Annotated in this window: 8 protein-coding genes and 1 pseudogene; 4 read left to right on the top strand and 5 right to left on the bottom strand. The window is 61.5% G+C overall.

Annotated features, from left to right (window positions below):
* Window positions 1–368 precede the first annotated feature (368 nt).
* Window positions 369–1,127: a hypothetical protein gene (locus V7773_RS16075; protein ID WP_092147893.1), complete on the top strand. Its 759-nt coding sequence runs from the start codon at window positions 369–371 to the stop codon at window positions 1,125–1,127.
* A 196-nt stretch (window positions 1,128–1,323) separates the two neighbouring features.
* Here V7773_RS16075 and V7773_RS30505 read toward each other — a convergent pair whose 3' ends face one another.
* From V7773_RS30505 to V7773_RS16060, 4 genes and pseudogenes are all read right to left on the bottom strand, one after another.
* Complete coding sequence (locus V7773_RS30505) at window positions 1,324–2,028, bottom strand: methyl-accepting chemotaxis protein (RefSeq protein WP_371856966.1); 705 nt, start codon at window positions 2,026–2,028, stop codon at window positions 1,324–1,326.
* A 204-nt stretch (window positions 2,029–2,232) separates the two neighbouring features.
* A pseudogene (locus V7773_RS30500) lies at window positions 2,233–2,409 on the bottom strand (HAMP domain-containing protein); the annotation flags it as partial.
* A gap of 992 nt (window positions 2,410–3,401) precedes the next feature.
* Window positions 3,402–4,790 carry an aminotransferase-like domain-containing protein gene (locus V7773_RS16065; protein WP_336074127.1) on the bottom strand — a complete coding sequence of 463 codons (1,389 nt, stop codon included), beginning with the start codon at window positions 4,788–4,790 and terminating at the stop codon, window positions 3,402–3,404.
* Between the two features lie 206 nt (window positions 4,791–4,996).
* Window positions 4,997–5,758 carry an SDR family oxidoreductase gene (locus tag V7773_RS16060; RefSeq protein WP_336074126.1) on the bottom strand — a complete coding sequence of 254 codons (762 nt, stop codon included), beginning with the start codon at window positions 5,756–5,758 and terminating at the stop codon, window positions 4,997–4,999.
* Window positions 5,759–5,984: 226 nt separating this feature from the next.
* On the opposite strand from V7773_RS16060, the gene V7773_RS16055 reads away from it, so the two are divergent.
* The gene (locus V7773_RS16055) at window positions 5,985–6,989 is read left to right on the top strand and encodes an NADP-dependent oxidoreductase (RefSeq protein ID WP_063324866.1); all 1,005 of its coding nucleotides are present in this window, start codon (window positions 5,985–5,987) and stop codon (window positions 6,987–6,989) included.
* A 56-nt stretch (window positions 6,990–7,045) separates the two neighbouring features.
* Here the strand turns inward: V7773_RS16055 and pyrF are convergent, their stop codons facing one another.
* The gene (gene pyrF / locus V7773_RS16050) at window positions 7,046–7,744 is read right to left on the bottom strand and encodes an orotidine-5'-phosphate decarboxylase (protein WP_063324865.1); all 699 of its coding nucleotides are present in this window, start codon (window positions 7,742–7,744) and stop codon (window positions 7,046–7,048) included.
* Window positions 7,745–8,033: 289 nt separating this feature from the next.
* Here pyrF and V7773_RS16045 point away from each other — a divergent pair, with 289 nt between their 5' ends.
* Together V7773_RS16045 and V7773_RS16040 are read left to right on the top strand one after the other, a co-directional pair.
* Window positions 8,034–8,792 carry a response regulator gene (locus V7773_RS16045; protein ID WP_092147885.1) on the top strand — a complete coding sequence of 253 codons (759 nt, stop codon included), beginning with the start codon at window positions 8,034–8,036 and terminating at the stop codon, window positions 8,790–8,792.
* Complete coding sequence (locus V7773_RS16040) at window positions 8,792–9,835, top strand: HAMP domain-containing sensor histidine kinase (RefSeq protein ID WP_336074125.1); 1,044 nt, start codon at window positions 8,792–8,794, stop codon at window positions 9,833–9,835. The genes V7773_RS16045 and V7773_RS16040 overlap by 1 nt, the downstream gene beginning before the upstream one ends.
* The last annotated feature ends 85 nt before the right edge of the window (window positions 9,836–9,920 follow it).

Genomic DNA, 9,920 nt, shown 5'->3' with positions numbered 1-9,920 from the left:
CGTACAACATTCACTGCTTACAGCGTTTAGCTGAGTGCTTTACGCTGTAAGTGGCGCGCATTCTATGGATGGATTGAAGGGTCGTCAACCCCCAGATATAAATTTATTTAAATCAATGACTTCGCCCGGTTTGGGGGCGATCCGGACATTTTACCCGCCCGGTCTCTGGCGCCTATATTCTGTCACCCGCCGAGACGCTATAGTCGAGCCCGGCAAATGATGGCAATGTGCACCCATCCGGTTATGCTTCCTATAAACAGCACGACGCCCGTCTAATCGCGTCGCTCGGACCTATGCGCTTAAAAGCCAAGCCACTACACTCATGACATGCGTACCACAATAAAGAGGTCTTACCGGTGACACCACTCATGATCACCCTGCTCGTCGTAGCCGGGATCGCCCTGTTGATCGCCATTGGCTACATGAACCACGTGGTGGAAAACAACAAGCTGGAAAAGGCCCGCACCAAGGTAGAACTCAACGACCGCATGCGTCGCTGTGGGGAGCTCACCGAAACCTTCCCCGGGCAGTTGATGACCCCTGCCCTGAAGTTGTTGATGACGCGCCTTGAGATGAACGTCTGTCAGCGCCTGCTGAACCTGGAGAAAACCAATTCTGCGGTCAAGGCACGCCTGGACGAATTGAGCGCACTGGCCGCCCAAGGTGAATCGATCCCGGTGAACAATCCACCGGCACCGATCCAGACCGAAGCCAAGGCCAAGGACGTACGTTTTCTGCTCGAGGCCTTGCACGGCCAGATCACCCGTGCCGCCCAGGACGGTTTCCTGCCGCCTAACGAAGCCAAGCGCTGGATTCGCGAAGTGCGACACATCCTGGTGCTGCTGCACATCGAGTTTTTCAACAACCTCGGCCAGCAAGCCCTGCAGCAAGAACAACCCGGGCAGGCCCGCCTGGCCTTCGAGCGCGGCGTGCAGTACCTGCGCAAGCAACAGGAACCCCAGGTCTACGCCGAACAACTGGCCTACCTGGAAAAACTCCTGGCCCGCGCCAATGCCCAGGTACTGGCCAGCACCCAGCCGGTCGAAGGCGAAGTCAACCAGTTGACCGAAGGGCTGAAGGAAGCCGAAGTCAACGACGAGTGGAAGAAGAAGAAAGTCTACGACTGATACGGCTCCACCCTATGCGGGTGGAGTTTCTGTGGCGAGGGAGCTTGCTCCCGCTGGAGTGCGCAGCGCTCCCACGAATCTTGGGTCTGCTTCGCCGCCCAGCGGGAGCAAGCTCCGTCGCCACGGGGCTGTAAACTATGCCCGTACACCGCCAGGCAGGCAAAACTGTTGGAATGTTGGACCTGCTATCGCGGACTCACAACCTGAAATGCCCCACCATCCCCTTAAGCTCAACCCCCAACTGCGCCAGCTCGATGCTGGAAGCGGCATTGCCGCGCATCGCCAGAGAGGATTGATCGGCGCTGGCGCGAATGCTGGTGACACTGCGATTGATCTCCTCGGCCACCGAACTCTGCTGCTCGGCCGCCGCCGCGATCTGTTGGTTCATCTGTTGGATCAGCGACACCGCCGCCGCAATACTGCCCAAGGCGCTTTCGGTCTGTAGTGCATCGCTGACCGCCATCTTCACCAACTCGCCGCTGCTCTGGATCTGCTGCACGGAAGCCTGGGCCGCTGAACGCAGGGCACTCACCAGTCGCTCGATCTCCTCGGTGGACTGTTGCGTGCGCTTGGCCAACGCCCGCACCTCATCGGCCACGACCGCAAAGCCCCGGCCCTGCTCCCCGGCCCGGGCCGCCTCGATAGCGGCATTGAGCGCCAGCAGGTTGGTTTGCTCGGCCACACTCTTGATCACACTCAGCACCGTACCGATGTTCTGGATCTCGGCACTGAGGCTTTCGATACTGGAACTGGCCGACGTGGCCGAATCGGCCAGCTGTTCGATGCGCACCATACTCTGACGCACCACCTGCTGGCCGCTTTCGACCTTGTCGTCGGCAGTCTGGGCCGCTTGTGCGGCTTCTTCGGCATTGCGTGCCACGTCATGCACCGTGGCCGTCATCTGGTTCATCGCCGTGGCGACCTGCTCGGTTTCTTCTTTCTGGCTACTGACTTCCAGGTTGGTCTGCTCGGTCACGGCTGACAGCGATTGGGCCGAATTTGCCAATTGCTCGATACCGGCCTGCAGGCCGCTGACGATACTGCTCAGCCCCGCGCCCATCTGTTGCATCGCCTGCATCAACTGACCAATTTCGTCTCGGCGCGTCACCTCCACCGTGGCGCTCAAGTCACCCGACGCAATCTGCTGGGCCACACGAATGACACTGCGCAGCGGCGTCACGATCAGCCGGGTTATGACCCACGCCGCGATCAATCCCACCAGCAACGCCAAGGCCGACGAACCGATGATCAGCAGCGAATTTTTCTTCAGTTCGGTCTGCATGGCCTGGTCTTCGGCACCGAAGGCCTGGTCAACCCGCGCCACCACTTGATCGGCCCGCTCGTGCAGTTGCTGGTAGACGATTTTTTCCTTCGCCAGCAGGCCGGTGTATTCGGCCAATTGCTCATTGAACCCGGCGATATGCCCGGCCACTTCATTCAGCACGGTCTGGTAACCCGGGTCCTTGACCGTGGTCTTGAGCACTTCGGCCTGTTTCATCGCCTGCTCGGCCTGTTCGATGCTGCCTTCTCCGGCGCCCTCGACATTGCCTTTGCGACTCTGGTCCAGGCGGACCCGCGCTTCGTTCATGGCCTGCAACATCAAGCGGGATACTTCGCTGACCTGGTTGGCCTGCTCGATGAACTCGGCCCCCTCCTTGCCCTCGGAATCTTTCAAGGTATAGGTGCCATCATCCGCCAGCCCGGCCTGCAACACATCCAGGTTATTGGCGACGCTGGACACCGACCAACTGGCCATTTCCAGCGCCAGGTCCTTGCTCTGGCTCAACCCGACAAATTCGTCGAACGCCTTGCGATACGCGCCCAGCGCCTGCTCCACGTCGTTCATCACCGGCACGTTGGCAGCCGACTGCACCTTGAGTTCGTTCGCCTGGGCCACCAGAGCGTCGACCCCCTGGCGCAACGCATCGGCGGTCTTGGGGTCGGAGCGCGAGGCGTATTCCTGCTCCAGCAGCCGGACCTTGAGCAACCCGCTGTTGAGGGACGACATCTGTTTCAGGCCATCGAAGCGATGGCTGATGGTCTGCAGGGACCAGACACCGATGGCCGCGACCACTGCGGTCAGCAACAGCACCAGGACAAATCCGATACCCAGTTTCTTTGCCATACCCAGGTTGGCAAAACGTCCTTGCACGGCCGAAATCATTGCGCTCAGTCCTCTGCCAGTGTGTGTTGATTGCAGATTCGCAACGAGACGCCCTGCAACACAAGATGCTGGCGTCGGAATAATGGCAAAAAGCTACAGCCGCGTCGTTTTCAGGACACTAGAGGTCGATCCAGAGCCGCGGCCCGGAAGAACGCCAGCGCCCTGGGGTCACGGGCATACGCCACGTTTATCCGTAGCCAGTCACTGGCGGCGCCCGAAGGGCTGAATGCGCTACGCGAAGACAGCAGCACGCCAAAACGCCTGGCCAAGCGTTGTACTCCAGCGTAGTCACACAATGGCGGTCTTGCCCAGATGAAAAGCCCCCCGGCCGGTTTGCCAAAGACCTCCCAGTCGGCGTCTTCCAGTACCTGCAACAGCGCCGCCATATCGGCACCCAGACGCTGCCGCTGGCGCTGGACCAGCTTGCGATAGGCGCCATTGGCCAAGAGGCAGGCAAGGACCGACTCACAGAACCGCGATCCCCCCATGCTGGTAATGCCCTTGACCTCGCTCAGGCGCGCGATGATGGAAGGCCCGGCCACCACGAAACCGACGCGCAACGAACTGCTCAGGGTTTTCGAGAAGCTGCCCACGTAGACCACCTCGGGATCCAATGCCGCTAGCCGGGTCCGCGCCGCGCTCTGGAAATCGCCATAGGCATCGTCTTCGATCACCAGTACGCCGTGCTTTTTCGTCAATTGCAGCAGCCGTTGAGCGACGGCCGGAGCCAGGCTGGTGCCGGTCGGGTTATGGCAGGCGCTGTTGACGAATAGCGCAGTGGGCCGGTGCATCGCCAGCAGGTCTTGCAGCGCATCGACGTCCGGGCCGCGCGGGGTCCTGGGCAGTTCGATCATGTCGATGTCGTGCAACCTGAGCAGGTCGAACAGGCTTGAATAGCCGGGACTCTCCACGACCACGCAGGAACCCGGCGGCAACAATGTCCGTACGATCAGGTCCAGCCCGTGGGTCGCCCCGGTGGTGGTCAGGATCAGGTCTTTATCGACCTCGATATTGAATTGTTTCAAGCGCCTGGACAGTTGCTCACGCAGGGCAGGCAGTCCCAACGACGTGCTGTAGTTGAACAATCCCGCCATGTCGGTGCGAGTGACCTGGCGGATCGCATAGCCCAGGTCATCACTTTCACGCCAGCTCTCGGGCAGCCCGCCACACCCCAGCTTCAACTCCCATTGCGAGCTGTCGCCCCCGTCGGTGAACGTGGCTTGCTGTCGATTCTGATCAGTGGGCTCGGGCCCGGGCGACGGGGGTGGTGCGACAAAAAAGCTGGAACCATGGCGGGACGCCAACAGGCCTTGGGCGACCAGGCGTTCACAGGCTTCATTGACGCTGGACTGGCTGAGCAGGTTCTCCCGCGCCAGTTGGCGGACGGATGGCAGCCGAGTTCCCGGTTGTACCGCATCCTGTCGGATCCAGCCGGTCAGCGCGTCAACGATTTGCTGCACGACAGGCACCAGGGCCTGTCGGTCGATTCTCAACTCCATGAGTAACCAAGCTCCTAAGCATTTGTTTTATTTCCGGAAACAGTTAAGCACAGGCCGCAACGGGACGATGTACGACAACGTCGCCAAAACCGTCGATTCTCACCCTTTGAAACACATTGAAGGACCGTTCCGAGGTTTTTTCGAGCGCCCCACGAAAAAGCCCGCAACCAGTGCGGGCTTCGTCCTACAAGCCGAAGGGCAAGTCCTCAGAACGCCGTGACGCCGCCGTCCACCGCCAGGGAATGGCCCGTGGTGAAGGCCGCGCCGTCGCTGCACAAATACAGCACGGCGCTGGCGATTTCCTCGACTTTGCCGATACGCCCCACCGGGTGCATGGCATTGGCGAACTCACCTTTTTTCGGGTCCGCCTCATAGGCGCGACGGAACATGTCGGTGTCGATCACCGCCGGACAGACCGCATTCACGCGGATTTTTTTCTTGGCGTATTCGATGGCGGCCGATTTGGTCAGGCCGATCACGGCATGCTTGGACGCTGCATAGATGCTCATCTTCGGCGCCGCACCCAGGCCCGCCACCGAAGCCGTGTTGACGATCGCGCCGCCGCCCTGGGCCAGCAGCAATGGCAGTTGGTATTTCATGCACAGCCAGACGCCCTTCACATTGCCCCCCATGATCGCGTCGAACTCATCGAGGGTCCCGTCGGCCAGCTTGCCCTTCTCGATCTCGATCCCGGCGTTGTTGAAGGCGTAGTCAAGACGACCGTAGGTCTTGATCACTTCGTCCATCAACTGCTGCACGTCGTTTTCCAGCGTCACGTTGCAGCACACGAACACCGCTTCGCCGCCCGCATCACGAATCGACTGCACCGTGCCCTTGCCGCCCGCCACGTCGAGGTCGGCCACCACCACTTTCAGCCCCTCTGCCGCGAACGCCAGGGCAGTGGCCCGGCCGATGCCAGCGGCAGCGCCGGTAACCACGGCGACCTGTCCGGAAAACGTCATGCTCATTGTCTGTTCCTCGAAGAATGCGGGAGATGCCGCCAGTCTAGCCACAGGTCCCGAGGACGCGGCAGCACTATCCAACTGCCGGTTGAGCGCTCATGGGCGCCAGTGATAAGCCCCCTCGGCGAACTATCACTGTGTTGGATCGAACTGCATTCGCTGTATCAGCAGACCTTGCGGCAAATGCTTCGAAGGTCTATCAACAAGGCTTCATTCATCTTGAGTGCCCGCCATGACTGCCCAGACCAATCGCCAGTTCCTGCTCGCCAAACGCCCGGTAGGCGCGGCGACCCGCGAGACTTTCACCTATCAGCAAGTACCGGTCGGCGAACCGGCCGCCGGCCAGATCCTGGTGAAAAACGAATACCTGTCCCTGGACCCAGCCATGCGCGGCTGGATGAACGAGGGCAAGTCCTATATCCCGCCGGTCGGCATCGGCGAGGTGATGCGAGCATTGGGTGTCGGCCAGGTAATTGCCTCGAACAACCCGGGGTTCGCGGTCGGGGACTACGTAAACGGTGCGTTGGGTGTGCAGGATTATTTCCTCGGCGAGCCAAGAGGTTTCTACAAGGTCGACCCGAAACTGGCACCGCTGCCACGTTATTTGTCCGCACTGGGCATGACGGGCATGACTGCCTATTTCGCCCTGCTGGACGTCGGCGCGCCCAAGGCGGGCGAGACCGTGGTGCTCTCAGGCGCCGCTGGTGCGGTGGGCAGCATCGCCGGGCAGATCGCCAAAATCAAAGGCTGTCGCGTGGTGGGCATCGCCGGCGGGGCCGATAAATGCAAGTTCCTGGTCGATGAACTGGGTTTCGACGGCGCCATCGACTACAAGAACGAAGACGTTCATGCCGGCCTCAAGCGCGAATGCCCAAAGGGCGTGGATGTGTATTTCGACAACGTCGGGGGCGACATCCTGGATGCCGTGCTCAGCCGCTTGAACCTCAAGGCCCGCGTGGTGATCTGCGGCGCCATCAGCCAGTACAACAACAAGGACGCGGTGAAGGGCCCCGCCAACTACCTGTCGCTGCTGGTCAATCGGGCGCGCATGGAAGGTTTCGTGGTCATGGACTACGCCGCACAGTTCGCCGCCGCTGGACAGGAAATGGCCGGCTGGATGGCCAAGGGACAGCTCAAGAGCAAGGAGGACATTGTCGAAGGTCTGGAGACATTCCCCGAGACACTGACCAAATTGTTCAGTGGGGAGAACTTCGGGAAGTTGGTACTCAAGGTCTGACACAAAACAACTGTGGGAGCGAGCTTGCTCCCACATTAGGGATCTTCGGTGTCAGGTCAGGCCAATTCGGCCACGACCGCCGCCAGCGCCTGAGCCGGGTCGGCGGCCTGGCTGATCGGACGGCCGATTACCAGGTAATCGGAACCGGCGTCCAGCGCCTGGCGCGGAGTCAGGATGCGACGCTGGTCGTCCTGGGCACTGCCAGCCGGACGAATCCCCGGGGTCACCAATTGCAGCGACGGGTGAGCCGCTTTCAGGGCGCTGGCCTCCAGGGCCGAACAGACCAGACCGTCCAGGCCGGCCTTCTGCGCCAGCGCCGCCAACCGCAACACCTGCTCCTGAGGCTCGACGTCCAGGCCGATCCCGGCCAGATCCTCGCGCTCCATGCTGGTCAGCACGGTCACGCCGATCAGCAACGGTTTCGGGCCGCTGCGCTGATCCAGCACTTCACGGCAGGCCGCCATCATGCGCAGGCCACCGGAGCAATGCACGTTGACCATCCACACGCCCATCTCCGCAGCTGCCTTGACGGCCATGGCGGTGGTGTTGGGAATATCGTGGAACTTCAGGTCCAGGAACACTTCGAAACCCTTGTCGCGCAGGGTCCCGACAATTTCCGAAGCACAACTGGTGAACAGTTCCTTGCCGACTTTGACCCGGCAAAGCTTGGGGTCCAACTGGTCGGCCAGCTTCAGGGCGGCGTCACGGGAGGGGAAATCCAGGGCGACGATAATGGGCGTCTGGCAGGCGGACATGAGCGGGCTCTCAGGCAAGTCGAAATCGGCGCGCATTGTAGCGGAACGAGCGCCCGTGCGGGACCCGATGATCGGTAAATATCATCGTCCCCCAGCAGCATGGACGATACCGGACTTTGTGTCGAAGCCGATACATTCATGACATGCGTACAACACGTCGACACGCTACCGTCCGCCGCCGCAACCCGTCCTTTCAGCGCTTCACGCCTCGCGGCACGAAGCCTATGCTGAAGGCTCAACCTCGCCGCCTTCTTTGCGGTTGGCAGCCTACCTGGCAGATGATGCATCCATGCAGAACACCCCTGTTGCAAATTCTGACGATCAAAAAGTACCCGACGATGACAAGCGCTGGACCACCCGCGCGCTGATCGTCGATGACGACCTGCCGATCCGCGAGCTGCTGATCGATTACCTCGCCCGCTTCAGCATACGAGCCAGCGGCGTGACCGATGGCGCGGCCATGCGCCAGGCAATGCAGGCAGAGCACTTCGACGTGATCGTGCTCGACCTGATGCTACCGGGTGAAGATGGCTTGCAGTTGTGCCGCTGGCTGCGCGCCGAATCGGACATCCCGATCCTGATGCTCACCGCCCGCTGCGAGCCCACCGACCGCATCATCGGCCTGGAGCTGGGCGCCGATGACTACATGGCCAAGCCATTCGAACCCAGGGAGCTGGTGGCGCGAATCCAGACCATCCTGCGCCGGGTGCGCGACGACCGCAGCGAACATCGGGCCAATATCCGTTTCGACAACTGGCGGCTCAACAGCGTGCTGCGCCAACTGATCTCCGCCGATGGGCTGGTGGTGCCGCTGTCCAATGCCGAGTTCCGCCTGTTATGGGTCTTCATTGAACGACCGCGCCGGGTGCTCAGCCGCGAACAACTGCTGGACGCAGCTCGCGGGCGCTCCATCGAGGCCTTCGACCGCAGCATCGACCTGCTTGTATCACGCCTGCGCCAGAAGCTGGGCGACGACCCCAAGGCCCCGCAACTGATCAAGACCGTGCGTGGTGAAGGCTACTTGTTCGACGCGCGGGACATCGGTTGATGCAACTGCGCCTCGACTCCCTGTTCGGCCGCCTGTTTGGCGTGCTGTTGCTGGCGATTGTCCTGGCGCACCTGTTGGCGTTTGCCTGGTTTTCTCAATACGACAGGCCGCCTCCCGGGCCACCGCCGGAATTCTCCCGACAGGCCGAAAGCCCCCCGCGCTTCGGCCCGCCCCCTAACCGCCCTGCGCGCCCCTGGTTCGGCGGCCCGCTGGTGCCACTGACCTTTCAATTCGTGTTCCTGATCATCGCGGCCTGGTACGGCGCCAAGCTCCTGACCCGACCGATCCAACGTCTGAGCGACGCCGCCGAGCGCCTGAGCGAAAACCTCGACAGCCCGCCGCTGGATGAAAACGGCCCCCGTGAAGCGCGACAGGCAGCCCATACGTTCAACCTGATGCAGCAACGGATTCGCGAGCAGGTGCAGCAGCGTTCGCGCATGCTCGGCGCGGTGTCCCATGACCTGCGCACGCCGCTTTCGCGGCTCAAGCTGCGCCTGGAGCAGATCGATGACATCAAGCTGCAAGGCCAGATGCGCCAGGACCTGGACGACATGATCGGCATGCTCGATGCCACCCTCACCTACTTGCACGAACAGCGCACCAGTGAAGCGTTGCAATGGATGGACGTGCAGGCCTTGGTGGAATCGTTGAGCGAAAACGCCCAGGACCAGGGCGCCGATGTACAGGTCAGCGGTAGCTGTGCACCGCTGCAGGTGCAACCGATGGCGCTGCGTTCGTGCCTCAACAACCTCATCGACAATGCCCTGCGCTACGCCGGTCATGCCTTGATCAGCCTGGAAGACCAACATAAGCAGGTGCTGATTCGTGTCATCGACCATGGTCCCGGTATTGCGGCGGACAAACGCGAGGCGGTGTTCGAGCCGTTCTTTCGCCTGGAAGGCTCACGCAACCGCAACTCCGGCGGCGTCGGCCTGGGCATGACCATCGCCCGGGAAGCCACCGAACGCCTGGGCGGGCAATTGACCCTGGAAGAGACGCCAGGGGGTGGGTTGACGGCGGTGATCAGCCTGCCTCGTCTCTAAGCCCTCTTATCTCTCCTGTGGGAGCAAGCTCCCACAGGAGCGAACGCTGTGTATTTCTCTCGGTACAAACTCCACACACCCCCGA

Source organism: Pseudomonas sp. 3JA, from assembly GCF_036961705.1.
GTDB lineage: Bacteria > Pseudomonadota > Gammaproteobacteria > Pseudomonadales > Pseudomonadaceae > Aquipseudomonas > Aquipseudomonas fluorescens_Q.
The sequence above is the reverse complement of the archived record's forward strand: the minus strand, read 5'-3'. Positions and strand labels throughout refer to the sequence as shown.

Coding starts and splice junctions, on each gene's coding strand:
- V7773_RS16075 (WP_092147893.1), top strand. CDS start 369: ATGATCACCCTGCTCGTCGTAGCCGGGATCGCCCTGTTGATCGCCATT.
- V7773_RS30505 (WP_371856966.1), bottom strand. CDS start 2,028: ATGACGGCCACGGTGCATGACGTGGCACGCAATGCCGAAGAAGCCGCA.
- V7773_RS16065 (WP_336074127.1), bottom strand. CDS start 4,790: ATGGAGTTGAGAATCGACCGACAGGCCCTGGTGCCTGTCGTGCAGCAA.
- V7773_RS16060 (WP_336074126.1), bottom strand. CDS start 5,758: ATGAGCATGACGTTTTCCGGACAGGTCGCCGTGGTTACCGGCGCTGCC.
- V7773_RS16055 (WP_063324866.1), top strand. CDS start 5,985: ATGACTGCCCAGACCAATCGCCAGTTCCTGCTCGCCAAACGCCCGGTA.
- pyrF (WP_063324865.1), bottom strand. CDS start 7,744: ATGTCCGCCTGCCAGACGCCCATTATCGTCGCCCTGGATTTCCCCTCC.
- V7773_RS16045 (WP_092147885.1), top strand. CDS start 8,034: ATGCAGAACACCCCTGTTGCAAATTCTGACGATCAAAAAGTACCCGAC.
- V7773_RS16040 (WP_336074125.1), top strand. CDS start 8,792: ATGCAACTGCGCCTCGACTCCCTGTTCGGCCGCCTGTTTGGCGTGCTG.